Source organism: Pseudoxanthomonas sp. CF385, from assembly GCF_900104255.1.
GTDB lineage: Bacteria > Pseudomonadota > Gammaproteobacteria > Xanthomonadales > Xanthomonadaceae > Pseudoxanthomonas_A.
This window is the reverse complement of record NZ_FNKZ01000001.1, coordinates 774,688-799,336: the sequence shown is the minus strand read 5'-3', so window position 1 is coordinate 799,336 and position 24,649 is coordinate 774,688. Positions and strand designations below refer to the sequence as shown.

Annotated in this window: 20 protein-coding genes and 1 pseudogene; 4 read left to right on the top strand and 17 right to left on the bottom strand. The window is 69.4% G+C overall.

Going from position 1 to position 24,649, the window contains the following annotated elements; genetic code table 11:
- Positions 1-22: 22 nt before the first annotated feature.
- Positions 23-610, bottom strand: coding sequence for a malonic semialdehyde reductase (locus BLT45_RS03435; protein ID WP_093295199.1), 588 nt, complete (start codon positions 608-610; stop codon positions 23-25).
- A 137-nt stretch (positions 611-747) separates the two neighbouring features.
- Between BLT45_RS03435 and BLT45_RS03430 the strand changes: the two genes are divergently transcribed.
- Positions 748-1,698 carry a mitochondrial fission ELM1 family protein gene (locus BLT45_RS03430; protein ID WP_093295196.1) on the top strand — a complete coding sequence of 317 codons (951 nt, stop codon included), beginning with the start codon at positions 748-750 and terminating at the stop codon, positions 1,696-1,698.
- Between the two features lie 4 nt (positions 1,699-1,702).
- Here BLT45_RS03430 and glnE read toward each other — a convergent pair whose 3' ends face one another.
- From glnE to BLT45_RS03410, 4 genes are all read right to left on the bottom strand, one after another.
- Positions 1,703-4,519: a bifunctional [glutamate--ammonia ligase]-adenylyl-L-tyrosine phosphorylase/[glutamate--ammonia-ligase] adenylyltransferase gene (glnE, locus tag BLT45_RS03425; RefSeq protein ID WP_093295193.1), complete on the bottom strand. Its 2,817-nt coding sequence runs from the start codon at positions 4,517-4,519 to the stop codon at positions 1,703-1,705.
- A gap of 34 nt (positions 4,520-4,553) precedes the next feature.
- Positions 4,554-5,222: a lipoyl(octanoyl) transferase LipB gene (lipB, locus tag BLT45_RS03420; protein ID WP_093295190.1), complete on the bottom strand. Its 669-nt coding sequence runs from the start codon at positions 5,220-5,222 to the stop codon at positions 4,554-4,556.
- Positions 5,210-5,488, bottom strand: a complete 279-nt coding sequence (locus BLT45_RS03415) for a DUF493 family protein (RefSeq protein WP_093295187.1) — start codon at positions 5,486-5,488, stop codon at positions 5,210-5,212. The genes lipB and BLT45_RS03415 overlap by 13 nt, the downstream gene beginning before the upstream one ends.
- Positions 5,489-5,587: 99 nt before the next feature.
- On the bottom strand, positions 5,588-6,505 hold the full coding sequence (locus BLT45_RS03410; RefSeq protein ID WP_093295184.1) for a CsgG/HfaB family protein: 918 nt from the start codon (positions 6,503-6,505) through the stop codon (positions 5,588-5,590).
- 264 nt (positions 6,506-6,769) lie between these two features.
- Here BLT45_RS03410 and BLT45_RS03405 point away from each other — a divergent pair, with 264 nt between their 5' ends.
- Positions 6,770-7,633: an EamA family transporter gene (locus BLT45_RS03405; protein ID WP_093295181.1), complete on the top strand. Its 864-nt coding sequence runs from the start codon at positions 6,770-6,772 to the stop codon at positions 7,631-7,633.
- Between the two features lie 59 nt (positions 7,634-7,692).
- Here the strand turns inward: BLT45_RS03405 and BLT45_RS03400 are convergent, their stop codons facing one another.
- The 8 genes and pseudogenes from BLT45_RS03400 to BLT45_RS03365 form a co-directional block, all read right to left on the bottom strand.
- Positions 7,693-8,895, bottom strand: a complete 1,203-nt coding sequence (locus tag BLT45_RS03400) for a D-alanyl-D-alanine carboxypeptidase family protein (RefSeq protein ID WP_093295178.1) — start codon at positions 8,893-8,895, stop codon at positions 7,693-7,695.
- Between the two features lie 112 nt (positions 8,896-9,007).
- Positions 9,008-10,147, bottom strand: coding sequence for a septal ring lytic transglycosylase RlpA family protein (locus BLT45_RS03395; protein ID WP_093295175.1), 1,140 nt, complete (start codon positions 10,145-10,147; stop codon positions 9,008-9,010).
- Complete coding sequence (mltB, locus tag BLT45_RS03390) at positions 10,144-11,283, bottom strand: lytic murein transglycosylase B (RefSeq protein ID WP_093295172.1); 1,140 nt, start codon at positions 11,281-11,283, stop codon at positions 10,144-10,146. Before mltB ends, BLT45_RS03395 begins: the two co-directional genes overlap by 4 nt.
- Positions 11,284-11,344: 61 nt before the next feature.
- Complete coding sequence (rodA, locus tag BLT45_RS03385; protein WP_093295170.1) at positions 11,345-12,481, bottom strand: rod shape-determining protein RodA; 1,137 nt, start codon at positions 12,479-12,481, stop codon at positions 11,345-11,347.
- A gap of 116 nt (positions 12,482-12,597) precedes the next feature.
- Positions 12,598-14,451: pseudogene (gene mrdA / locus BLT45_RS03380) on the bottom strand (penicillin-binding protein 2); the annotation flags it as partial.
- Between the two features lie 3 nt (positions 14,452-14,454).
- Positions 14,455-14,940, bottom strand: a complete 486-nt coding sequence (gene mreD, locus BLT45_RS03375; RefSeq protein ID WP_093295164.1) for a rod shape-determining protein MreD — start codon at positions 14,938-14,940, stop codon at positions 14,455-14,457.
- Positions 14,937-16,094, bottom strand: coding sequence for a rod shape-determining protein MreC (gene mreC / locus BLT45_RS03370; protein WP_093295162.1), 1,158 nt, complete (start codon positions 16,092-16,094; stop codon positions 14,937-14,939). Before mreC ends, mreD begins: the two co-directional genes overlap by 4 nt.
- A gap of 171 nt (positions 16,095-16,265) precedes the next feature.
- Positions 16,266-17,312 (bottom strand): rod shape-determining protein, encoded by a 1,047-nt coding sequence (locus tag BLT45_RS03365; RefSeq protein WP_055937350.1) that lies wholly within the window; start codon positions 17,310-17,312, stop codon positions 16,266-16,268.
- A gap of 316 nt (positions 17,313-17,628) precedes the next feature.
- On the opposite strand from BLT45_RS03365, the gene BLT45_RS03360 reads away from it, so the two are divergent.
- Positions 17,629-18,561, top strand: coding sequence for a carbohydrate kinase family protein (locus BLT45_RS03360; RefSeq protein WP_093295159.1), 933 nt, complete (start codon positions 17,629-17,631; stop codon positions 18,559-18,561).
- 137 nt (positions 18,562-18,698) lie between these two features.
- Positions 18,699-20,150: a GGDEF domain-containing protein gene (locus BLT45_RS18410; RefSeq protein ID WP_093295156.1), complete on the top strand. Its 1,452-nt coding sequence runs from the start codon at positions 18,699-18,701 to the stop codon at positions 20,148-20,150.
- 18 nt (positions 20,151-20,168) lie between these two features.
- Here BLT45_RS18410 and BLT45_RS03350 read toward each other — a convergent pair whose 3' ends face one another.
- The 4 genes from BLT45_RS03350 to ubiE all read right to left on the bottom strand — a co-directional run bounded on the left by BLT45_RS03350 (position 20,169) and on the right by ubiE (position 24,646).
- Positions 20,169-20,906 (bottom strand): hypothetical protein, encoded by a 738-nt coding sequence (locus BLT45_RS03350; protein WP_093295153.1) that lies wholly within the window; start codon positions 20,904-20,906, stop codon positions 20,169-20,171.
- Positions 20,903-21,880, bottom strand: a complete 978-nt coding sequence (locus BLT45_RS03345) for an alpha/beta fold hydrolase (protein WP_093295150.1) — start codon at positions 21,878-21,880, stop codon at positions 20,903-20,905. Before BLT45_RS03345 ends, BLT45_RS03350 begins: the two co-directional genes overlap by 4 nt.
- A 3-nt stretch (positions 21,881-21,883) precedes the next feature.
- Complete coding sequence (locus BLT45_RS03340) at positions 21,884-23,797, bottom strand: M1 family metallopeptidase (protein WP_093295147.1); 1,914 nt, start codon at positions 23,795-23,797, stop codon at positions 21,884-21,886.
- 87 nt (positions 23,798-23,884) lie between these two features.
- Positions 23,885-24,646: a bifunctional demethylmenaquinone methyltransferase/2-methoxy-6-polyprenyl-1,4-benzoquinol methylase UbiE gene (gene ubiE / locus BLT45_RS03335; RefSeq protein WP_093295143.1), complete on the bottom strand. Its 762-nt coding sequence runs from the start codon at positions 24,644-24,646 to the stop codon at positions 23,885-23,887.
- Between the last annotated feature and the right edge of the window lie 3 nt (positions 24,647-24,649).

Genomic DNA, 24,649 nt, shown 5'->3' with positions numbered 1-24,649 from the left:
GGGAAATCTCCAGGTGGTGGGGTCAGAGGATGCGTGCGGCTTCGTCGAAGCCCAGGCGCGGGGAACGCGGGAAAAGGCTGGCGGGGTCGCCATGGCCCAGATTGACCAGGATGTCGGACTTGATCGCGGTGCCGGCGAAGAACGCGTCGTCGACCTTGGCGCTGTTGAAGCCGGTCATCGGCCCCGCGTCCAGGCCGAGCGCACGCGCGGCGAGGATCAGGTAGCCCGCCTGCAGGCTGGCGTTGCGCAGCGCAGGCTTGCCGCGGTTCTCGCGCGGGCCGTCGAACCAGGCCTTGGCGTCGGTATGCGGGAACAGGAACGGCAGCTTCTCGTGGAAGTCTTCATCGCGGCCGATGATCACCGTGACCGGCGCCGCCATCGTCTTGGCGTAGTTGCCCTCGTCCAGCGCCGGACCCAGCTTGGCCTTGGCCTCGGCGGACTTCACGAACACGAAGCGGGCCGGGGTGGTGTTGGCCTGGGTGGGGCCGAACTTCAGCAGGTCGTACAGCTGGCGCAGCGTCTCGTCGCTGACCTCGCCACCGAAGGCGTTGTAGGTGCGGGCGGTGCGGAACAGCTGGTCCAGCGAAGCGGCGTCGAGGGCTTGGGGCATGGGAAACCTGCGGCAGAAGAGGACGGAGCCCGATGTCCCGGGCCAGCGAATGCGGGGGCAGTGTAGAGTGTCCTGACTATGGCAACATCCAGCCGTCCCGGAACGGATTGTTTTAACCAGTGGAACGGAAAAGCCCCGTGACGGCCGATTCGACCCGCCTCTGCACGCTCACCGACGGCCATGCCGGCAACGTGCGCCAGGCGCAGGCGCTGGCACGCGCGCTGGGTCAGGCCGCACAGGACATCGTGCTGGCCCGGCACGCGCCCTGGCGCTGGCTGGCACCGAGAAAACTGCCCGGCAGCGCGCAGGCCTTCGGCCCCGCGTTCCGCGCCGCCTGGGACGCGCCGCCCGCGCTGGCCATCGGCTGCGGTCGCCAGGCCGCGCTGGCGACGCGCCTGCTGCGCGAGCGCGGCAGCCGCGTGATCCAGATCCTCGACCCGCGCATCGATCCCTCGCATTGGGACCTGGTCATCGCGCCGGCGCACGACGGACTCACCGGCCCAAACGTACTCACCCTGCTCGGCAGCCTGAATCCGGTGGACGAGGCGTGGCTGACCGATGCGCGCGAGGCGTTCCCGGCGTTCGCCGCCCTGCCCTCACCGCGCACGGCGATCCTGGTCGGTGGCGGCAGTGCGCACTACGCCTTCGACATCGCCGCGTTCGAGCGCCTCGCCGCCCGTCTCAATGAGGCCGCGACGGATGGAAGCCTGCTGGTGACGACCTCGCGCCGCACGCCGGCCGATGTCGTCGCCGCGCTTCGCCAACGTTTCGCATCGCGCGCCGATACGGTGCTCTGGTGCGATGCGTCCGACGGCCCCAATCCCTATGCCGGCCTGCTGGCCTGGGCCGACCGCATCGTCTGCACGCCGGATTCGGTCAACATGCTGTCCGAAGCTTGCGCCACCGCGGCACCGGTGCAGGTGTTCGAACCGGAACGCGTCGGCGGGCGCCCGCGTCGCTTCCTGGACGCCTTGCAGCAGCGTGGACGCATCCGCGCCTTGAACGGCGCGATCGCACCGTTCGCCGTCGAACCGCTGCGGGAAACCGCGCGCATCGCAGCGGACGTGCACGCACGACTGATGCGCTGACGCCTCAGGCCGTCGCGTCGAAATCCAGGCCATGCGCTGACGTCGTCCGCATCACGAGCGCACGCGCGGCGGCCAGCGCAGCGTTCTCCACCAGCAGGCGTGGACGCCGGTCCAGCGTGCAGGCCAGCCCCTCGGCCACGAAGGTCGCATGCACGGCATCCAGCGCGGCCGCCTGCTCCAGCGACAGCACCCCGGCTTCCGCGAGCGCGACCAGCAGGCCCGGCGTATCGCGCGGGCGCTGCAGGCCGGGGCGACGGCCGGCATCGCGCAGCACCAGGTACTGCAGCAGGAACTCGAGGTCGACCAGGCCACCGGCGCCCTGCTTGAGATCGAAGCGCGCGGCATCGCTGCGGTCGAGTTCCGCGCGCATGCGCGCGCGCATCTTCACCACCTCGGCGCGCAGGCCCTCCGCATCGCGCGTCGCCGCCAGCGTGGTGCTGTGGATCGCTTCGAACGCATCGCGCAGCGACAGGTCGCCCGCCATCGCGCGCGCGCGTACCAGCGCCTGGTGCTCCCAGGTCCACGCACGATCGCGCTGGTATTCGGTGAAGCTGGCCAGCGACGACACCAGCAGTCCTTTCGCACCGTCCGGACGCAGGCGCACATCGACGTCGTACAGCCGGCCCGCCGCGGTGACCGCGCCGAGCAGGGCGACGATCTTCTGCGCCAGCCGCGCATACCAGCGCCCGGCTTCGAGCGCACGCGTTCCGTTCGACTCCGCACCGGCCGGCGCATCGAACAGGAACACCAGATCCAGATCGGAACCGAAACCCAGCTCCTCACCGCCCAGGCTGCCGTAGCCCACGATGGCGAAGCGTCCGTCCGGCACCGTGCCGTGCGCGGCGACGACATCGCGCGTCGCCACCTGCAGGACGACGCGCACGACTTCATCGGCCAGCCACGCCAGCTGGCGCACGCTGTCGCGCGCCGCCTGCCGTCCGTCCAACGCCGCCAGCGCGACGCGGAAGCTCAGGGCCAGGCGCCGCTCGTTCAACACGCGCAGGCAGGCCTCGGGGTCGTCCTCGAGCAATGCCGCTTCGCACTCCGCGCGCAGCTCGGCGCGATCGGGCATGGGACCGGCGACGCGTGTATCCAGCAGTTCGTCCAGCAGCAGCGGGTACTGCGCCAGGCGCTCGGCCAGCAATGCGCTGCGCGCGAGTACGTCGACCAGCCGTGCGAGCGCACTGGGTTGTTCATCCAGCAGGGCGAGATAGCTGGCGCGCCGCAGGATCGCCTGCAGCAGCGGCAACACGCGACGCAGCGCGGCATCGGGCTGGCGCGAGCGCACGCAGGCGTCGAGCAACGACGGCACGACACGATCGAGACGCGCACGCGCGGCATCGGACAGCGCGCGCACGCCGCCGGACTGCGCGAACTCGCGCAATGCGTGGTCCGCGCTTCCGGGATCCGTGAAGCCCGATGCCGCCAGCGGTGACGCATCGCCGCCCTCCGGCAAGGCGCGCCAATACACCGCCAGCGCACCCGGTTCCGCATCCCGCTGCCGCGGTGCGAGCAACTCCGCGAACTCCGCCGACACCCGCGCGCGCTGTTCGTCCAGGGCGGCGCGCAGGGCGTCCCAGTCCGGATAGTCCAGTCCGCGTGCGATGCGATGGCGGTCCAGCGCGTCGTCCGGCAATGCATGGGTCTGCGCATCGCGCAGCATCTGCAGGCGATTCTCCAGACGCCGCAGGAAGCGGTAGGCCTGCGCCAGCATCTCGCCTTCCTCCGGCGAGACCTGGCGCGTCGCCACCAGCGCCGGCAGCGCCACCCGCAAACGCCGTTCGCGCAGCGCCGCTTCGCGCCCGCCGCGGATCAGCTGCAGCGCCTGCACAAGGAACTCGATCTCGCGGATGCCGCCCGGACCCCGCTTGATGTCGTCGGCCAGTTCGCGGCGCGCGACCTCGGCGGCGATGGCCGCCTTCATTTCGCGCAGGCCATCGAGCGCGGTGTAGTCCAGATAGCGCCGGTAGACGAACGGGCGCAGCGATTCCAGCCACTGCTCGCCCGCCTCGATGTCGCCGGCCACGGCGCGCGCCTTCAGCCAGGCATAGCGTTCCCAGTCGCGTCCTTCGCGCTGGAAGTACTGGTCCATGCCCGTGAACGAGAGCGCCACGCGCCCAGCGTTGCCGAACGGCCGCAGGCGCAGGTCGACGCGATGGCAGAAGCCATCCGCCGTCAGCTCGTCCAGCAGCTTCGCCAGGCGCTGGCCCAGCCGCATGAAGTAGTCCTCGGCCGCGAGCGCACGCGCACCGTCGGATTCGCCGCCTTGCGGATACGCGTAGACCAGATCGATGTCGGAGGAAAAATTGAGTTCGCCACCGCCCAGCTTGCCCAGGCCGAACACCACCAGCCGCTGGACACTGCCGTCCGGCGCACGCACCACGCCGTGGCGTTGCGCGAACTCGGCCTCCAGCGCCTCGAGCGCGGTCTGCAGGCAGACCTCGGCCAGGCGCGTGGTGCCAGCCAGCGTGTCGTCGACGGTGTCGAGGCCATGCACATCGCGCCACACCAGGCGCGTCGATTCGGCGGTGCGATAACGACGCAGCAACTCGGGCCACTGCGCGGTGTTGTCCGCGACCAGCGCCGGCACCGGCCAGGGTGCGGCGCCGTCGTCGCGAAACAGGGTCGCCAGCAGGTCGGGTTGCCGACGCAATGTTTCCAGGGCGAAATCGCTGGTGGCGATCACGCGCGATACGCGTTCGACATTGCCAGGATCGGCCAGCAGCGCATCCGATGAAGTCGACGCGGCGCGCAAGCGCGCCAGGCCGCGTTCGGTTAGTGCATCGCGTTCGGCATCGGGGAACAGGGTCGCATCGTTCATGGCGACCGATTGTGGCACGCGGCCAAGGCGCTCGTTATGCCGCCTGCGACAGGTCCGGCAACGCGGCCTCGTGCTGCAGGGACAGGCCGAACTGCTCCGCCATGTGCTTCAGCAGCACCGGCTTCACCTGGTCCATCCCGCCGGGGCCGCCGAGGTCGGCCAGCGAGACGACCTGCAGGCCCTGGTAGCCGCAGGGATTGATGCGGTGGAACGGCTCCAGGTCCATCGCGATGTTGAAGGCCAGGCCATGGAAGGTGCAGCCGCGGCGCACGCGGATGCCCAGCGCGCCGATCTTCGCGCCGGCGACGTAGACGCCGGGCGCACCGTCCTTGCGCACGGCGTCGATGTTCCATTCGGCCAGCGTGTCGATCATCGCCTGCTCGATCTTGCAGACGTACTCGCGCACGCCCACTTTCAGGCGTTTCAGGTCGAACAGCGGGTACGCCACGATCTGGCCGGGGCCGTGGTAGGTCACCTGGCCGCCGCGGTCGACGTGCACCACCGGGATGTCGCCCGGCGCCAGCACGTGCTCGTCCTTGCCGGCCTGGCCCAACGTGAACACCGGATCGTGTTCGACCAGCCACAGCTCGTCGACGGTGGCGTCGGTACGCGCGTCGGTGAAGCGCTGCATGGCGCGCCACACCGGTTCGTACGGCTGGCGACCCAGCTCGCGGACGATGCAGGGCGCGCTCACAGCGTCCACTTCACTTCCGGATGATCGCGCAGCGCGTTGTGGGCGGCGTCGTACTGCGCGCGGTCATCGGCACGGAAGCGGATGCGCACCGAGACGTACTTGCCGTTGCTCGAGTGCTTCCACGAAATGTCTTCGTGCAGGACGTCCACGCCGGCCGATTCCAGCAGGCGCGGCAGTTCGGTCTCCAGGCCGGTGCCGGCGGTGCCCATCGCGCTGAGCTCGAAGGTGCCGGGGAACTGGAAGCCGTGTTCGGGGTTGTCGGATTTGATTTCCATGCGGGAATTATTGGGACGCGGCGCGTGAAAGCCAAGCCGCGGGCCCGGAAACGCGGAGGGCCGCCCTGGGGCGGCCCTCCGGCAGGCAGCGGTCGCGGCTCAGCGCGCCAGCTGCACCAGGCTGGACGAGACCCAACCCTTGTTGCCGAGTTCGTCCTCGACTTCCCACATGACGCCCTCCTTGTTGCCGGTGGGGTACAGCATCATGCCGGGGTCCAGGTCGCGTACCGCCTTGCCGGTGCCCTTGGCATTGGCGAACAGGCGGCCGGGCTTGGTCATTTCCACCGCCTGCTGGGCGTTGGACGCCGACGCGTTGCCGGACAGGCCGCCCAGCTCGCTGACCAGGTTGGTGTAGGCCTGCAGGTAGGCCAGCGTGATCACCTGGCCGATCTCGGTGTTGGCGTAGCCGCTGGCGCCGCCGCCGCCCCAGTGGCTGCCGGTGAACAGGCTGCCGCCCGCACCCCAGCCGATGTCGGTCTTCTTGGCGCTGCCCTCGGCCATCGCGACCTGCTCGGACGAGCGCACGTCGGTGACGGTCAGGACGACGTCGGCGGTCTTCTTCTTGAAGTCCAGCCCGCCGACCACGCGACCGACGTTGCCGCCCACCAGCCCGCCCAGCAGGCCGCTGATGGCGTTGCCGCCGGCGTTGCTGTTCTGCGAGATCAGGTCGGGCACCAGCACGTAGTCCGCCGCGCGGATCTGGCCCTTGCCGAGATTGGAGCGGTTGCGCAGCTCGCCGCTGGCCGCCAGGTCGCGCTCGGCCATCGCCGCGCCCATGCCCGCGCCGCGATCGACGAGGGTGAAGCAGCGCGACTTGTTGACGAACACCTTGATCAGCTTCGACGGCGCCGGCAGCTGCTGGCCGCTCCACCAGTTCACGCCGTCCTCCGGCTCGATCACCGAGATCGTGCCCAGCGGCTTGGAGCAGGTCGGGATCTCGGCCGTCTGCTGCTTGCGCTGGTCCTGTGCGCTCTGGCGCTGCGCGAAGGCGGGCGCCGCGGCGGCCGCCATCAGCATGCAGGCCGTCGCCAGTACCGTATGTCGTGTTCCCCTGTTCACTCGTGCATCTCCTTGAAAAGTGGTGATCCGCATGGCGCGGGTTATTCCGTGGGCCGGGCGAAAGACGCTGTCGCGTCGCATCTCCCGGGCCCGATGATAGGCGATGGTGGCCGTCCTTCCCGCTAGGCACGCAAAGAGTGAGAGGTGGCGGCCAGCGGCGGCCGGGGCGCACGGCTTCGCGTTCAGGCGCGATAATCGCGCGCCCTCCCCTCGAGTCCCCCTGTGGCCTACCTGCTCATCAGCGTCGCCTGCAGCGTGCTGGTCTCCGTGCTGCTCAAGCTGATGCAGCGGCGCGGCATCGACACCGCCCAGGGCATCACCTGGAACTACCTGGCCGCCTCGCTGCTGTGCTTCGGCCTGCTGGACCCGCCGTTGGCCACGCTGACGCACGCCGGCGCCCCCTGGGCCGAACTGGCGCTGCTGGCGCTGCTGCTGCCCGGCATCTTCCTGGCGCTGTCGGCGTCGGTACGCGCGGCCGGCATCGTGCGCACCGACATCGCGCAGCGGATGTCGCTGGTGCTGTCGCTGCTGGCGGCGTTCCTGTGGTTCGGCGAACAGGCCAACGCACTGCGCATCGCCGGCCTCGTGCTGGGCGTGGCGGCGATCGCCTGCCTGGTGGCGCGGCCGGAGCGCGGCACGCGCAGCGACGGCTGGCAGGCCTGGGCCTTGCCGCTGCTGGTGCTGGTCGGCTACGCGAGCGTGGACGTGCTGCTCAAGCGGCTGGCGGCTGCGGGCACGCCGTTCGCCGCCTCGCTGCAGGTCGCGTTCGTCGCGGCGTTTACGGTGATGCTGCTCGTGCAGGGACTGCGCGCCTGGCGCAATCAGGCCCTGCCGACGCGCGCGGCGCTGGGCGCCGGCCTGCTGCTGGGCACGCTGAACTTCGCCAACATCCTGTTCTACGTGAAGGCGCATCGCGCGCTGCCGGATCATCCGGCGGTGGTGTTCTCGATGATGAACATCGGTGTGGTGGTACTCGGCACGCTCGTGGGCGTGTTCGGCTTCGGCGAGCGACTCAGCCGCCTCAACCTGCTGGCCATTCCGCTGGCGATCATCGCCATCGGCCTGATCGCCGCCGGCATCGGCTGACGCCGGACAAGAAGAAGCCGGCGTTCGCCGGCTTCTTCATCCTCATGGGGCGGGACGGATCACTCCGACTCCCACCACATCCAGAACGCATCCCACAGGCGCTTGAAGAAGCCGGCCTCTTCGATCGCCGTGATCGCCACCAGCGGCGACTGCGCGACGACCTTGCCGTCCAGCGTGACCTTCACGGTGCCGATGGCCTGGCCCTGCGTGATCGGCGCGACCAGCGTCTTGGGCACGTCCATCGTCGGCTTCAAATCGCCATAGCGGCCACGCGGCACGCTGACCAGCATCGGCTGGGCGACGCCCAGTTGTACTTCCTTGGTCTGGCCCTTCCAGACGCGCTGGCTGGCGATGACCTTGCCCGGTTCGTACAGGCGGTGCGTTTCGTAGAAGCGGAAACCCCAGTTGAGCAGCGCCAGGCTGTCATCGGCGCGCTGCTTTTCGGAGGTGGAGCCCATGACCACGGCGACCAGCCGCTGGTCGCCACGCTTGGCCGAGCTCATCAGGCAGTAGCCGGCAGCCGAGTGGTGACCGGTCTTGATGCCGTCCACGCTGGCGTCGCGCCACAGCAGCAGGTTGCGGTTCGGCTGGGTGATCGTGCCGACCGTGAATTCCTTGATCTTGTTGAACGCGTACTGCTCGGGGTAATCGCGGATGAAGGAGCGTCCCAACAGCGCCAGGTCGTACGCGGTCGAGTAGTGCTCCGGCGCCGACAGGCCGTGCGCGTTGACGAAGTGCGAACCCTTCATGCCGATCTGCGCGGCGTAGTTGTTCATCAGCGACGCGAAGGCTTCCTGGCTGCCGGCCGCGTGTTCGGCCAGCGCGATGGCGGCGTCGTTGCCCGACTGCACGGCCATGCCCTTTTCCATGTCCAGCAGCGGCGCGGTCTTGTTGACGGCGAAGCCGCTGTAGCTGCCGTCGGTGCCTGCACCGCCCTCGCGCCAGGCGCGCTCGCTCATCATCACCTGATCGTCGGGCTTGATCTTGCCGTTCTTCTGCTCGGCCGCCAGCACGTACGACGTCATCACCTTGGTGATGCTGGCCGGCTCGACGCGTTCGTTGTAGTTCTCGCCCGCCAGCACCTGGCCGGTGATGTAGTCCACGAGCACCCACGCGGTGGCGGTGGGCTTGGGCGGCGGCGGGATCTCGACAGGCGCGGCGGGCGCGGCAGCGGCAGGCGCCGGGGTCGGCGCGGGCGTCTGGGCGATGGCCAGGCCCATGGCGGTGGTCGCGAGCGCGGCGAGGGCGAAACGGAACTTCATCGGCGGAAAACTCCTGGCAAGGCCGTGGGCCTGACGATTCAAGGCCGATATTGTAGGGATGCCGGCCCGTTCGTGGGTTGGAAGAACGTAAAAAACCAGCGGTTTCCCGCGACTATTCGCGCACCAGTTGCGGCCGGCCGAAGCCCAGGCCCGCGATGCGGCCCGCCAGCGCTTCCGCCGTCGCGGCATCCGGCGCACCGACGCGCAGCCGCCACAGGGTGCCCCCGTTGCCGGGCACGTCGGTCAACCGCGCATCGGCGATGCCGGCGGCCGCCAGGCGGGCGAGCGCCCGGTCGGCGTTATCCCGGCTGGAGAAACTGGCGACCTGCAATTGCAGCGGCGACGGCGCAACGACGGTCGCGACAGGTGCCGCGGGTGCGGGGACAGGCGTCGACGACACCGCCGGTGCGGCGGCGCCGCCGGGCTTGCCGGTCGCCACGCGCACGCCGTTGGCCTGCATCCACTGTTCGAAGCCCTGCGCGGTCGCGGTCGTAGCCGTGGCCGAGGGCAGCCGGTCGACCAGCGCGTCCATCGCCGACGGCACCGGTGCGGTCACGGCGGGCGCCGTGGGCGCCTCGGCCAGCGCGCGGCCATCCGGGGCCAGGCCACGCACTTCCACCCGGCCGGTGCCACGCTGGGTGATGCCCAGCCTCACCGCGGCGGCGTAGCTCAGATCAATCACGCGTCCCTCGTGGAAGGGGCCACGATCGTTCACGCGGACGACGACCGACTTGCCGTTGTCCAGGTTGGTGACGCGCGCGAAGCTCGGCAGCGGCAGCGACTTGTGCGCCGCGCTGTAGGCGTACATGTCGTACACCTCCTGGTTGGAGGTGCGCCGGCCATGGAACTTGTTGCCGTAATACGACGCCGTGCCCTGCTCCACGTAATCGTCGACGCGATCGAGCACGCGGTACTGCTTGCCGAGCACCGTGTACGGCGACTTGTTGCCCACGCGCGAACGGGCTTCGGCCGTGACGACGGGCTCACGGATGCAGTCCAGATCAGGGACGTGGTCGGGCGTGGTATCGGCCACGCCGGGCTTGTACAGGCCACCGGCCTTGTAGTCGCCGCGCGTGGAGAGGTCTTCCTGCGCGGGCGCGTAGCGCGAGCAGTCCTTGCCGGGCGCCGGGCGCGACGACGCGGTGGGCGACGTGGCCGTGCCACCGGAGAGCGGGGACGACGGCGACTTCTTCGGTGCCGTGCTGCACGCGGCCAGGGCGACGGCGAGCAACGGCAGCGCAAGCCACCTCATGCCGGCGGAATCTCGCGGCCGGCGATCGCCTGCGACAACTGGTACACGGCCATCGCGTACATCTTGGAATTGTTGTAGCGGGTGATCGCGTAGTAGTTCTGGAAGCCCAGCCAGTACTGCTTGCCGTCGGCGCCGTCCAGCTGCACCAGTGTGGCGGTCGCGTCGGGCACCACCGGATCGAGCGGGCGATAGCCCTTCTCGGCCAACTGCGCCAGCGTGTAGTCCGGCGTCCAGGTCTCCGGGTTGAACTCCGCGTAGCCGTCCTGCAGCTGCGCGCGTGCGACCACGGCACCGCCGGGCACCCAGCCACCGCGCTCGCCGCCCTTCTTGCGGAAGTAGTTGGCGATGGAGGCGAAGATGTCCGGATACGTCGTGAAGAGATCGCGGCGGCCGTCGCCGTTGCCGTCCACCGCGAACTCGCGGTAGCTCGACGGCATGAACTGGCCCAGCCCCATCGCGCCCGCGTAGCTGCCGGTCAACGTGGCGATGTCCAGCTGCTCCTCGCGGCCCAGCGCGAACAGCTGCGCCAGTTCGTCGCGGAAGAACTGCTCGCGGCGGTACTCGTAGGCGACGCGCTCGGGATTGCCGCTGCGCGGATAGCGGAAGGCCAGCGTGTACAGCGCATCCAGCACCTTGTGCCGGCCGGTGAACCCGCCGTAGTTGGTCTCCACGCCGATGATCGAGACGATCACTTCCGGTGGCACGCCGTACTGCTGCTCGACGCGCGCGAGTTCGTCGCGGTGCTGGGCGAGGAACGCCCGCCCGCCGTCGATGCGCGTCTGGGTGAGGAAGCCCACGCGGTACTCGCTCCACGACTTCACCCGCTCGGCGGGCCGCGACATGGCCGCGACCACGCTGTCGAGGAACTGTGCCTTGCCCAGCGTCGCCTCGATGTCGGCCGGCGCGATGCCGTACTTCGCCGCGGTGTCGCGCACGAACTGTGCGCGTGCGGTGGGGAAGTCGACCGGCGCGAGCGCCTCCGGCGGCACGTCGGCCACGCGCTCCACCGAGGTCTCGGCAGGCGTTTTCGTCGCATCGGCGGGAGGAGTCGCCGAGGAACCCGGCGGCGGCGGTTGCGGTGTGGCGCAGGACGCAAGGGCCAGCACCAACAGACAGGGAAGTACGCGTCGCATCATCGGCGCGAGGGTAGCACGCGATTTTCCGTGCAGGGTGAACAGAGCGCAGCGCGGCGTGCGCTCAATACCCGTGCACGGGCCGGTGCGCACGCACCGCCATCACCAGGCCCAGGCCGGCGAGCAACGACACCGCCGACGTGCCGCCGTAACTCAGCAACGGCATCGGCACGCCCACCACCGGCAACAGGCCCGAGACCATGCCGCCGTTGACGATCACGTAGACGAACAGCGCCATGCCCAGCGTGCCGGCGACCAGGCGCGAGTACGTGTCGCGCGCATCCATCGCGATCCACAGGCAGCGGCCGACGACAAACAGGTACAGCAGCAGCACCACGGCCACGCCTACCCAGCCGAACTCCTCCGACAGCACGGAGAAGATGAAGTCGGTGGTGTGCTCGGGCAGGTAATCCAGGTGCGACTGCGAACCCTGGCCCCAGCCTTTGCCGGTCCAGCCGCCACCGCCGATCGCGATCTTGGACTGCAGGATGTTCCAGCCCGCGCCCAGCGGATCGTTCTCCGGATCGCGGAAGGTCAGGATGCGGTTCTGCTGGTATTCGCGCAGGAAAGAGAACCAGGAGATGGGCGCGAACATCACCAGCCCCACGGCGGTGCCACCGAGCACGCCCGCGGTGATGAACCACCACCACGACAGGCCCGCCAGGTAGAGGCCGAACACACCGCTGGCCGCGACCAACATGGCCGTGCCGAAGTCGGGCTGCAGCAGGATCAGGCCGGTCGGCAGGCCGATCAGCAACGCGGACACCATCGTCGTGCGCCAGCCCGGCGGCAGCGGCTCGCGGTGGAGGTACCAGGCCAGCATCATCGGCAATGCGATCTTCAGCAGCTCCGAGGGTTGCAGGTAGAAGAACTTCAGGTCGATCCAGTGCGCACCGTGCTTGCCGGTGCCGATGAACAGCACCAGCACCAGCGGCACCAGCGCGACCGCGAACACGCCCGGCGTCCACGCGCGCAAGCGCACCGGAGTGACGCGCGACAACGCCCACATCGCCGCCAGGCCCACGCCGAAACGCACGCCCTGCGCCAGCACGAGCCGCGCACCGAGCGCTTCGCCGCCGGCGCTGTACAGCACGGCCAGGCCGACCGCCATCAGCGCCAGCAGCGCGCCCAGCAGCGGCCAGTCCAGCGTGCGCAGCAGGTAACGCAGCAGGTCCAGTCCCCAGCGCAACAGGTCGGTCATCGGCGCGCTCCCTGCGGTGCGGAGGGGGACGTCGCCGACGGCGGCGGGGTGGCCGGCACCGCGGCGGGTGCGGCCGGCGGCGCGACCGTGGCGTCCGGCGTGATGGGTACGCCTGCCGGGTCCACCTGCTCCGGCATCTTGCCGAGCAGGTAGGCGTCGAAGATCTTGCGCGCCATCGGCCCGGCGGTGCTGCCACCGTAACCGCCGCCTTCGACCGCGATGGCGATGGCGATCGTCGGGTTGTCGGCCGGCGCGAAGCCGACGAACAGCGAACGATGACGCAGGTGCATCGGCAGGCTGCGCGGATCGACCGCCGCCGTGCCGCGACGGCTGATCACCTGCGCGGTGCCGGTCTTGCCCGCCATCAGGTACGCCGCGCCCTGCGCCACGCGCCAGCCGGTACCGCCCGGCTGCATGGTGTCCTGCATGCCCAGCCGCACGACCGCGACGTTCTGCGGATTCGGACTGATCGGAACCGGCCGCGGTTGCGGCGTCGGTTCCCAGGGACGATCGAAGCCGACGCGCGACTGCGCCACCAGGTGCGGACGACGCAGTTCGCCGCTGGCGATGCCGGCAGTGGCGCGCACCAGCTGCAGCGGCGTCACCTTCCAGTCGCCCTGGCCGATGGCGACATTGACGGTATCGCCGGGATACCAGCGTTCCTTGCGCGCCTTCAGCTTCGCCTGCGGCGACGGCAGGATGCCGCCGATCTCGCCGCGCAGGTCGATGCCGGTGGGCTCACCGAAACCGTAGGACGCCATGTACTCGTCGAACTGCTGGATGCCCAGGTCAAGCGCCAGGCGGTAGTAGTAGGTATTGACCGACTGCGAGATCGATTTGCGCAGGTTGGTCACGCCATGGCCGCGCCTGCTGGCATCGCCCCAGCCGCGACTCGTGCCCGGCAGGTAGAACATGCCGGTCGACACTACCGTGTCTTCCGGCGTGCGCTTGCCGCTGTCCAGGCCGGCCAGGGCGATCAACGGCTTCAGCGTCGAACCCGGCGCCACGCCGCCCAATACCAGGCGGTTGAACTGCGGCCGCGAGGGATTGTCGTTGAGGGACCTGAAATCCTTGCTGGAAATGCCGTTGACGAACAGGTTGGGGTCGTAGCTCGGCAGGCTGACCATGGCCAGCACTTCGCCGGTACGCGGATCGACCGCGATGGCCGAACCCTCCAGCTCGCCGAAGGCATCGACGATGGCCTGCTGCAGCGTCGCATCCACGCTCAACCGCAGGTCCGTGCCGGCCTGGGCAGGCACGCGGCCGACCACGCGCAGCGCGCGGCCCTCCACGTTGGTCTCGACCTTCTCGTAGCCGATGCGCCCGCGCAACTGCTCGTCGTAATAGCGCTCCAGACCGGTCTTGCCGATATGGGTCAGCGCGCTGTTGATCTCGCCGAGCTGCTCCAGGTCCTTCTCGTCGACGCGGCCCACGTAGCCGACGATGTGCGCGAAGAGGTCGCCATAGGGGTAGCGCCGGGTCAGGTAGGGCACCAGCTCTACGCCGGGGTAGCGCCAGCGGTCCACCGCGAAGCGCGCCATTTCCTCTTCGGACACGCGCAGCTTCAGGGTGATCGGGCGGAAGCCGCGCGACGCCTTGCGCGTGTCCTCGAAGCGCGCGATGTCTTCGGGCGAGAGCGCGATGATCTTGCCGAGGTCGGCGACGAGCTTCGCCGGCTCCTTCACCTTGTCGGGCGTGATGTCGAGGCGGAACGCGGGCACGTTCTCCGCCAGCAACCGGCCGTTGCGGTCGTAGATGGTGCCGCGGCCGGGCACGACGGGGCGCGGGCGGATGCGGTTGGCCTCCGAGCGCGTGGCGTATTCGTCGTGGTCCAGCACCTGCAGCTTGAAGTACCAGGCCGCCAGTGCGACGAGGCAGGCGCCGACGACGGCGAAACCGATCACCGCCCGGCGGCGGAACTGGTCGGCCTCGGCATGCGGATTCTTGCTGCGCCGGCGCAGGCCCGCCATCGCTCAGCCCCGCTTGCGGCGGCCGAGCCGCAGCGCATCCATCAGCACGAACAGCGGCGGCCAGAACAACATGCCCACGGCCGGTGCCCACCAATACGTCCACGGCAGCGTCGGTTCGCCGAGCGCCAGGTGGACCACGGCGGTCACGATGCGATCGTTGAGCAACAGGCCGCCGATGGCCAACGCCTGCTGCGATATCGGGAAGAAGCGCAGTCGCGCACGGAAGCGCTGCAGGATGAAGGCCATGATGAGCAGGCGCAGCGCCTGTTCGCCCAGCAGCGTGCCGAACATGAGGTCGGCGATGAGGCCGATGACGACGGCGAAACCGAGGCCCGCACTGTCCGGCGCTTCGATCACCCAGTAGGCCAGCACGAGCGCGACCCAGTACGGGCGCAGCGGCTGCAGCAGGTCCGGCAGCGGCAGCAGGCCCAGCAACAACGCGACAACGAAGCTCAACGGCATCAGCCACCCGGTGCGTGCGCGGCTCATCGCTGCGGCTCCTGCGGTGGCGTTTCGGTGCGTCGCGGCGTCGCGTTGAGCCCCTCTCCCCTCGGAAGAGAGGTTGGGGTGGGGGTCGGGGCGTTCGCGGGGCGCGGAGCTTGCGGGGACACCGTCGCGGGCGCGGATACGTTCTGGTTGCCCACGCCATTTCCGCCTTCGTTGCCCCTCTCCCCAGCTTCTCTCCCGGCGGGAGAGGGGCTTTGAGTCGTCGGCGTGGCAGGCATCTGCGTATCCGCACCCTGCTGAGGAGCGGCGGTCTCAGGCAGGAAGCGCTCGGGATCGGCCGGCGGCAACGGCTGCGGCGGCGCCGATTTCAGCAGCAGGACATCGCGGCCGCGGTCCAGGCGCGCAGACGGGGTGACGTCGCCGACAAGGAACGCATGGCTGTCGTCCGGACGGAGTGCGGTCACCTTGCCGACCGGGAAGCCGGCCGGAAAACGCCCGCCCAGCCCCGAGGTCACCAGGAGGTCGCCGACTTCCACGCCGGCATTGAGCGGCACATCGGCCAGCTCCAGCAGGTCGCTGCGGCCGCGGCCATAGACGATCAGGCGCACGCCGTTGCGCGCGACCACGACCGGCACGGCATGGTCGGGATCGGTCAGCAGCAGCACGGTGGCGTGCGCCGGCGTGGTGTCGATGATCTGGCCCATCAGGCCGCCCGCATCGATCACTGCCTGGCCCAGGGTGGCGCCGTCGCGGCTACCGGCGTCCAGCACCAGCCGCTGCCGCCCCGGGGCGAGGTCGATGTCGAGCACGGGCGCCAGCTGTACATCCAGGCCGCGCGAGGTCTTCACGCCGAGCAGTGCCCGCAGCTGCGCGTTGTCCGCGGCCGCGGTCTGCAGGCGTGCCAGGCGCGCATTGGCCACCAGCATCTCGTTGCGCAGCCGGCGGTTCTCTTCGGTCAGGCCCGTGCGCGTCGCGGCATCGTCCTGCACGCGCGTGGTGAGGCGGCCCGGCAGGCCCGCCAGCCACCACAGCGGCTGGGTGACGACGTTGGTCTGGGCGCGGAGCTGCGACAGCCAGCCGCCGCGATGGTCGAGGACGACCAGGGCGATCGTCAGCGCCAGGTACGCGAGCAGCCGCAACGTGCTGGCGACTTCACCGGGGCGGGATGCGACGGGAGGACCGGCGTAGGAAGGCACTGGGGGGCCGTCAGGAGGAAGGTCGGCGGCGACGCCGCCCGCAGGGAACAAGGGTAACGCGCACTTCGGCGGGAAGGCGTGGACGGACCGGTTCCGTTCCGCCGGTGGCGCGCATCCGCGAGCCCCTCCCCTGTACCGCCCGCGAGGCGGGCGGCCTTACCGCTACGCCGCTCACTCCGGCGCGAAGAACTCGTTGCCGTGCATGTCGACCAGTTCCAGCGCACGGCCACCGCCACGCGCCACGCACGTCAGCGGATCGTCGGCCACCTGCACGTGCAGGCCGGTCTCCTCGCTGATCAGGCGGTCCAGGTCGCGCAGCAGCGCGCCGCCACCGGTCAGCACGATGCCGCGCTCGGCCACGTCGGCGCACAGCTCCGGCGGGGTCTGCTCCAGCGCCAGCTTGACCGCGCTGACGATGCCGGAGAGCGGCTCGTGCAGGGCTTCCAGCACTTCGTTGGAATTGATCTTGATCATCTTCGGCACGCCCTCGGCGAGGTTGCGCCCGGAGATTTCCATTTCCTGCACCTCGGCCTGCGGGTAGGCGCAGCCGATCTCCAGCTTGATGCGCTCGGCGGTGGCTTCGCCGATCAGCATGCCGTGGTTGCGACGCACGTAGTTGGTGATGAATTCGTCGAAGCGGTCGCCGCCGATGCGGACCGACTGCGAGTAGACGATGCCGTTCAGCGAGATGACGGCGACCTCGGTGGTGCCGCCGCCGATATCGATGACCATCGAGCCGCGCGCTTCGGTCACCGGCATGCCGGCGCCGATCGCGGCCGCCATGGGCTCTTCGATCAGGTAGACATCACGCGCACCGGCTTCTTCGGCCGATTCCTTGATGGCGCGGCGCTCGACCTGGGTGGAGCCGGCCGGCACGCAGACCAGCACGCGCGGGCTGGGGCGCAGGAAGCGCGACTTGTGCACCTTCTTGATGAAGTACTTCAGCATCGCCTCGGTGTAGGTGAAGTCGGCGATCACGCCGTCCTTCATCGGGCGGATGGTGGTGATGTGGCCCGGGGTACGGCCGAGCATCTGCTTGGCCTCCGCGCCCACCGCCGCGACCGAGCGCGACCCGCCGATGGCGCGGTCCTGGCGCACCGCCACGACCGAGGGCTCGTTCAGCACGATGCCCTGCCCGCGCACGTAGATCAGGGTGTTGGCCGTGCCCAGGTCGATGGACAGGTCGTTGGAGAACATGCCGCGGAGCTTCTTGAACATCGGGGGACGGGTTCCTGCTGGGGGCGGAAATCGCGCGGAATGGCGATTTTTTGGGCAAAAAACGAGGTCGGCTAGCCTAGCAATCCGGCATGGAGCGGGCAAGGAAAAATCTCGTGAATCCGCGGGGAAAACACCCTGCGCCGCCATAGCGCCGGCGCTCGAGCGACGCCGCCGTCGCGCTAGGCGCCCGTCGCCAAGACTGGCCGCCGCCGGCCCCACCCGGTAACCTTCGCACCGGCGCGCCGGGAATGGGGCGCACGTCCCGCTTTTTCCGGGCGGCCCGGGACGGCCGCACCCTCTCCAGCCGAGTTCGCCGATGTCCGCACTGATCTGTGGTTCCCTTGCCTACGACACCATCATGGTGTTCCCGGACCAGTTCAAGAACCACATCCTGCCGGACAAGGTCCACATCCTGAACGTGTCGTTCCTGGTGCCGCGCATGCGCCGCGAGTTCGGCGGCTGCGCCGGCAACATCGCCTACAACCTCAAGCTGCTGGGCGGCGACCCGATCCCGATGGCCACGGTGGGCCAGGACTTCGGCCCGTACCGCGCCCACATGGAATCCTGCGGCATCCGCCTGGACTGCGTGCGGGTGTTCGACGAGCAGTTCACCCCGCAGTGCTTCATCACCACCGATCTGGACAACAACCAGATCACCGCGTTCCATCCGGGCGCGATGTCGGACTCGCACAGCAACCATGTGCGCGACGTGGCCGGCGTGACCTTCGGCATCGTGGCGCCTGACGGCCGCGAAGGCATGATGCAGAACTCGCGGGAGTTCAGCGAGCTCGGCATCCCCTTCATCTTCGACCCGGGCCAGGCGATGCCGTTGTTCAACGGCGAAGAACTGCGCACGTTCATCGAACAGGCCGACTACGTCGTGGTCAACGACTACGAATCCAACCTGCTGCAGACGCGCACGGGCTGGGACGAGAAGCAGATCATGTCGCGGGTGAAGGCCTACATCACCACGCTGGGCCCGCGCGGCGCGGTGATCCACACCCCGGACAAGACCTACGAGATCCCGCCGGCGCACGAGCGCCGCGTGGTCGACCCCACCGGCTGCGGCGACGCCTTCCGCGCCGGCCTGATCTACGGCATCGAGAAGGGCTTCGACTGGCTGACCATCGGCCGCATGGGCAACCTGATGGGCGCGCTGAAAGTCGAGCATCCGGGAACCCAGAACCAGCGCTTCGACTTCGCCGAGTTCAACGAGCAGTTCAAGCAGCAGTTCGGCTACGCGCTCTGATCGCGCCTTCCCTCGCCCGGCCGCCGGATCCCTGCGCTTCGGGCACTTGCCGGACCGTCATGGCCATGGCGTAAGGTAGTCCCCGGGGAGCCGGGGCTGGTCGCGCCCCGGGCAATCGGTCATCGGACAGGGGCAGCATGGTCGGGCAGGTTCGACACTCCACGCCAGGGGCGCCCGCCGTCGCCGAATCCCCGTTCGCGACGCTCCGCCGGCTGGCCCTGCAGGCCCTGCTGGTCGCCTGCGTGGTGTTCGCCGCGAGCGGCCTGGGCATCCTGACCCGGCCCGAGCACCAGCTGGCTTCGTTCTGGCCGACCAACGCGCTGCTGCTGGGCCTGTTCGCGCGCCGGCCCGCACTGGCCTCGCCCGCCGGCTGGGCGGCGGCGGCGCTGGGCTATGTGGCGGCGGACCTGCTGACCGGCACCTCGCTGCCCACCACGCTCAGACTGACGATGGCGAACCTGGCCGGCGTGCTGGCGGGTTACCTGCTGTTCCGCCATGTCCGGCACGAGGACCGGCGGCTGCAGCACCCGCTGTCGATGCTGTGGGTGCTCGCGGTCTCCGCCGTGGCGGCCCTCGGTGCCGCGCTGGCCGGCAGCCTGAGCTCGCACGCGATGATGCGCATGGGCTTCCTGACCGCCAGTGGCTTCTGGTTCTCCGCCGAACTGGTCAGCTATGTCGCGATCCTGCCGGTGGTGCTGCTGGCGCCGACACCCGCCGGCTTCGTCCGCACCCTGCGCGGGCAGCTGGGCCGGATACGGCAACGCCCGGCATTGCTGCTGCCCGGCGTCGCGCTGGGCCTGGCCATCCTGCTGGGCGTCCTGATCGGCGGCCCGGGCGCGATCGCGTTCCCGGTCCCGGCGCTGCTGTGGTGCGCGTTGGCGTACCGGCTGTTCACCACCGCGGTGGTGACCCTGCTGTTGTGCATGTGGACCCTGATCGCCATCGCCACCGGCCTGATCGACCTGCAACTGGAGGCCACCGTCCAGCCGGTGATCTCGCTGCGGATGGGTATGGCGCTGCTGGCGGTCGCGCCCCTGACGGTGGCGAGCGTCAACGCGGCGCGCAACCACCTGCTCGCCTCCCTCAACCATGCGGCGGACCACGACGCGCTCACCGCGGTGCTCAACCGCAGCGCCTTCCTGCGGCGCGGCCGGCAGCGGCTCGATCAGGCCCGCGGCGACGGAACGCCGGTCGCGGCGATGATGCTCGACATCGACCACTTCAAGTCCGTCAACGATCGCCACGGCCATGCCGCCGGCGACGCCGTACTGGCGGCGTTCGCGCAACGGGTGCGTACGCACCTGCGTGAGGACGGCCTGTTCGGCCGCTTCGGCGGCGAGGAATTCGCGGTGCTGTTGCCCGGCGTCGACGCGGACGCCGCGCTCGCGGTGGGCGAACGGCTCCGCCATATCGCCAGCGAAGCCGTGCTGCTCGATGACGGCCGCGCGCTGGACGTGACGGTCAGCGTCGGCGTCGCGGTGTCGTCGGGAAGCGGCCTGGACCGTCTCGAGGACCTGCTGCACCAGGCCGACAACGCGCTCTATCGCGCCAAGGCGATGGGGCGGAACCGGGTCATCGCCTCGTCATGAGTCGGTTCGTCGCGTAGATCAATCCCAGCCCGGCATCTGGCTGCCATCGAGGCCACCGGTCTCGAACACGGCCTTGCGCACGCTGCCGTCCTTCACCGGGAACTCGATCTCCAGCACCTTGGTCTTGCGCGCGAGCCGCCACAACGCCTTGTTGTCGTCGACGAACATCGCCGTCGCTTCGTCGGTATCGGGGCGGTTGGCCGACATCTTCCGCGCCGCGGCGCCATCGGCGACCACGCTGACGCTGCAGCGGCTGTAGCAGGCCTTGGCGAAGTCGCTGGCCTGCAGCACCAGATAGCTGCTGCGCTTCCACTTCGGATGATCGCGGAACACCAGCTGCACCGGCTTGGCGCCGCTGCCGTCCACGTCGACCGGCTCCTTGCTGAGGATGGCCGCCGAGCGCTGCGTGCCGCCGTCGGCCGCCACCTGCGAATAATCCCAGAGCGATTCCATCCGGCGCTGCTCACGCGCGCCTTCGGCCTTGGCCTTGATCTCCTCCAGCCCGGGCGCGATGCGCTTGGCGGCGGCGCTGTCCGGGTATTGGTCGAGCAGCGCGACGCCGTGGATGCGCGCCATGTCCCAGTCGCGGGACGCGGCCGCGCTGTCGTACTTCTTCGCCAGTTCGTCGGCCTGCTGCTCGATCACCGCCGCCTGCGCCGCGGCCGCCGCCGCGCGCTCGGCCTCGCGGTCGCCGCAGCCCGCCATCGCGGCGGCGCATGCGGCCAGCAGCACTCCCTTCCACACATGCTTGTTCATCTTGCCGTTCCTCGTTGGATCAACAGGGCGACGGAGGCCGCCACGTCATCGGGTCTTTCGATAATGGACATATGGCCGCAACCATCGAGTGAAACCTGCAGCGCCTGCGGCATCCGCGCGGCGTACAGCGCCATCGCGCTGGGATCGATCACCCGGTCCTGGCGGCACCACAACAGCAACGCGGGCTGGTGGATGGCGGCGGCGGCCTCGCCGGGCAGGAAGCGCTCGCCGCTGCGACCGATGCGGTCCAGCACCCGCTGCTCGAACGGCGCCTGGGCGATGCGCCAGTCGATCACGGCGCGCGACACCGGCCACGGGAGTACAGGCTGCGCGGCCCGATCGTTGAACACCGTGTCCAGGTAGCGCTGCAGCGATGCCTCGTCGTCGACGGCGAAAGGATTGTCGCCGGCCAGCACGGCCTGCCCGAAGCGGTTGTCGCGGAAACGCACGCCCGCCGCATCGATCAGCGCGACGCGCGCGACAAGCTCGGGATGATCGGCCGCCACCAGCGCGACGATGCCGCCGCCCATCGAGTGCCCCACCAGCACGATGGGGCTGCCTTCGCGCTTGATGGCCTTCAGGAACTGCGCCAGGCGATCGGCCTGCGCCAGGAAACCGTAGTCCGCGCCCGCGACGCGCTGGCTCTCGCCCCAACCGGGCAGGTCCGGGATCACCAGGCGGTAGTGCCCGCCCAGGCGCTCGGCCAGCGGGTACCAGTTCTCCTTGCTGCCGGTGAAGCCGTGCACCAGCACCACCGTGGGCGCCCCCGGCGTTTCCGCTTCGCGCTCGTCGTAGGCCCAGCGATGGTCGCCGATGCGCACGCGCGCTTCCGTCAGGCCGATCCACCACCCCTGCAGCGCCATCGTGCCGCGCAGCGGTGCCATCGGATCGCGCCACGCCCACGCGAGCAGCCCGCAAACGAGAACGGCCGCCACGAGGGCGACCGTCCTTGCACGGGTCAGGCGGACCGGCATGCCTTACGGGCCTGCCGAGGCCTTCGCCAGCACGGCCTCGACCGAACCGGTCGTGATCGGGTGGTAACCGGGCTTGGCACGGGCGAACGTTTCCTGCGCGAAGGCCAGGCCGTCCGGCGTCTTCACCAGTTCCTCGTAGATCGGCATGATCAGTTTGCGACGGCCGACGCGCTCGATGAACTTGGCGATCTCCGGACGCGCATCCACGTAACCGCTGCGGATCGTCAGCGGATACCAGCGCATGGCGATCTCGCCATTGGCCGTGCCGGTGAAATGGTAGGCGTCGTCGAGCTGCTTCACCTGTTCGACGGTGAGCTTCTCGCCCATGCCCTCGATGAAGTGCACCCACTGCTGGGTGATCCAGGTGTTGGTGACCTGCGGATTCGGCAGCTGGCCGCTGCCCTGCCAGGCGATGCGCGCGGTGTCGGTGTTGGAGAAGCCGCGCGACTGCACCTGCGGCGCACCCGCCGGAATGCCGGGGGCGTAGATCCACTCCTGGATCTCGGCGTCGCTGACCAGGTTGGGATGCTTGTCGAACAGGTTCGCCTTCGCGTACGCCAGGAACTGTTCCGTGGTGATGCTCTGGAAGGCGAAGTGGTCGAAGTAACCGCGCAGGAAGGCGTCGAACTCCTGCCGGCCGAAACGCTCCTCCAGCATCTGCAGGAACCAGGCGCCCTTGTCGTACGACACCGCGCTGAGCGCGTCGTCGGCGTCCAGCGTGGTGCCCGGCTTCACCGCCAGCGCCTGGGTGGCCTCCGGCATGGTGACGATCTCCTTCTTGAGACCGTTGCGCGCGATCGCGTACTCCATGCTGGACTGTTCCTTGCCATACAGGGATTCGACGATGCGGTTCTCCACGTAGCTGGTGAAGCCTTCGTTGAGCCAGCCGTGCTTGGCGCTGGAGAAGGTCACCAGGTTGCCGGACCAGCTATGCGCCAGTTCGTGCGCGATCAGCGAGACCAGCGTCTTGTCGCCGACGATCACGGTGGGCGTGATGAAGCTCAGGCGCGGGTTCTCCATGCCGCCGTACGGGAACGACGGCGGCAGCACCAGCATGTCGTAGCGGTCCCAGCGGTAGGGGCCGTACAGCTGCTCGGTGGTGGCGATCATCTTCTCGGTGTCTTCGAACTCCTTCGTGGCCTTGTCGACCATCGCCGGCTCGGCCCACACGCCGCTGCGCGCGGAGATCGGCTTGAAGACCAGGTCGCCGGCGGCGATCGCCATCAGGTACGACGGGATCTTCTGCGGCATCTTGAAGGTGTAGTCGCCGTCGCGCACCGCGGCCGGGTCGTTGTCGGCGCTCATCAGCACCATCACTTCCGGGCGCGAGGTCACGTGCGCGGTGTAGGTGTAGCGCACCTGCGGCGTGTCCTGCAGCGGCACCCAGCTGCGCGCGTGGATCTGCTGCGACTGGCTGAACATGAAGGGCAGCTGCTTGCCTTCGGTCATCTCCGGCGTCAGCCACTGCAGGCCGGAGGCCTCAGGCGAGCTCGTGTAGGTGACCCTGACCTTGGCGTTGCGTGCCGGCGTCTCGATGGTCAGCTTGCTGCCCAGCACCGGATCCTTGGCGGCCAACGCGTACTTCAGCGGCGACCACGCGTTGTTGGCCTCGCCCTCGACCTTCGCGATGGTCAGGTCGCGCGTATCCAGCACCAGCTGGGTGGCGGCCTTGTCCTTCCAGTCCAGGGTGTAGGTGGCGGTACCGCCGATCGTCTTGGCGTCGAAGTCGACGGCGATGTCCAGCGCCAGGTCGGCGATGGCGACCTTCTGCGGCTCGGCGTAGGAGTGCTCGTCGTGGTCGGCGACCTGGGCGACGACGGGTTTCTTGGGCGTGGCCACGGGGGTGGTTTCGGGTTCCTTGGAGCACCCGGCCGCCAATACGGCGGCACAGGACAACAGCAAAGCCAGTGAACGCATCAGGGGACTTCCAGCGATCGGGGGAAGCCCCAAGTTTACCGCGCCGCGCGGCGGCCGGCCCCTACCGTCCCTGACCGGCGCGCGTCCTCAGACCTTGTAGCCGGTGTGGATGGCCACGATCCCCGCGGACAGGTTGCGGAAGCTGGTCCGGGCGAAGCCGGCGGCGTCCATCATGCCCTGCAGTTCGGCCTGCGGCGGGTGCTGGCGGATGCTCTCGGCCAGGTACTGGTAGCTGCCGGCGTCCTGGGCGAACAGCTGGCCCAGCTTCGGCAGCACCTTGAACGAGTGGAAGTCGTAGACCGGCTTGAACCAGTCGACGGTCACTTCCGAGAACTCCAGCACGCGCGCCTGCCCGCCCACTTTCAGCACCCGATGCATCTCGCGCAGCGCCGCGTCCTTGTCGGTGACGTTGCGCAGGCCGAAGGCAATGGTGACCAGGTCGAAACTCGCGTCCGGGAACGGCAGCGCCTCGGCGTTGCACTGCACGTACTCCAGGCCCTGCACCAGGCCGCGGTCGGTCAGCCGGTCGCGCCCCACCGACAGCATGCCGGCGTTGATGTCGCCCAGCACGATCTGCCCGGCATCGCCGACGCGATCCTTCAGCAGCGCGGCGATGTCGCCGGTGCCGCCGGCGAGGTCGAGCACGCGGTCGCCGCGCTTGACCTGGCAGGTGCCGACGAAATAGCGCTTCCAGACCCGATGGATGCCCAGGCTCATCAGGTCGTTCATCAGGTCGTACTTGCCGGCGACCGACGTGAAGACCTCGCCGACCAGCTTCTGCTTTTCTCGGGCGGCGACGTCGCGGAAGCCGAAATGGGTGGTGCCGCGTTCGTAGGGGGATTCGCTCATGCC

Bases quoted from the DNA above. Each gene is read 5' to 3' on its own strand.
- BLT45_RS03435 (WP_093295199.1), bottom strand. From the start codon at position 610: ATGCCCCAAGCCCTCGACGCCGCTTCGCTGGACCAGCTGTTCCGCACC.
- glnE (WP_093295193.1), bottom strand. From the start codon at position 4,519: ATGAACGATGCGACCCTGTTCCCCGATGCCGAACGCGATGCACTAACC.
- BLT45_RS03415 (WP_093295187.1), bottom strand. From the start codon at position 5,488: ATGGAAATCAAATCCGACAACCCCGAACACGGCTTCCAGTTCCCCGGC.
- BLT45_RS03410 (WP_093295184.1), bottom strand. From the start codon at position 6,505: ATGCTGATGGCGGCCGCCGCGGCGCCCGCCTTCGCGCAGCGCCAGAGC.
- BLT45_RS03400 (WP_093295178.1), bottom strand. From the start codon at position 8,895: ATGAAGTTCCGTTTCGCCCTCGCCGCGCTCGCGACCACCGCCATGGGC.
- BLT45_RS03395 (WP_093295175.1), bottom strand. From the start codon at position 10,147: ATGAGGTGGCTTGCGCTGCCGTTGCTCGCCGTCGCCCTGGCCGCGTGC.
- mltB (WP_093295172.1), bottom strand. From the start codon at position 11,283: ATGATGCGACGCGTACTTCCCTGTCTGTTGGTGCTGGCCCTTGCGTCC.
- rodA (WP_093295170.1), bottom strand. From the start codon at position 12,481: ATGACCGACCTGTTGCGCTGGGGACTGGACCTGCTGCGTTACCTGCTG.
- mreD (WP_093295164.1), bottom strand. From the start codon at position 14,940: ATGAGCCGCGCACGCACCGGGTGGCTGATGCCGTTGAGCTTCGTTGTC.
- BLT45_RS03365 (WP_055937350.1), bottom strand. From the start codon at position 17,312: ATGTTCAAGAAGCTCCGCGGCATGTTCTCCAACGACCTGTCCATCGAC.
- BLT45_RS03360 (WP_093295159.1), top strand. From the start codon at position 17,629: ATGTCCGCACTGATCTGTGGTTCCCTTGCCTACGACACCATCATGGTG.
- BLT45_RS18410 (WP_093295156.1), top strand. From the start codon at position 18,699: ATGGTCGGGCAGGTTCGACACTCCACGCCAGGGGCGCCCGCCGTCGCC.
- BLT45_RS03350 (WP_093295153.1), bottom strand. From the start codon at position 20,906: ATGAACAAGCATGTGTGGAAGGGAGTGCTGCTGGCCGCATGCGCCGCC.
- BLT45_RS03345 (WP_093295150.1), bottom strand. From the start codon at position 21,880: ATGCCGGTCCGCCTGACCCGTGCAAGGACGGTCGCCCTCGTGGCGGCC.
- BLT45_RS03340 (WP_093295147.1), bottom strand. From the start codon at position 23,797: ATGCGTTCACTGGCTTTGCTGTTGTCCTGTGCCGCCGTATTGGCGGCC.
- ubiE (WP_093295143.1), bottom strand. From the start codon at position 24,646: ATGAGCGAATCCCCCTACGAACGCGGCACCACCCATTTCGGCTTCCGC.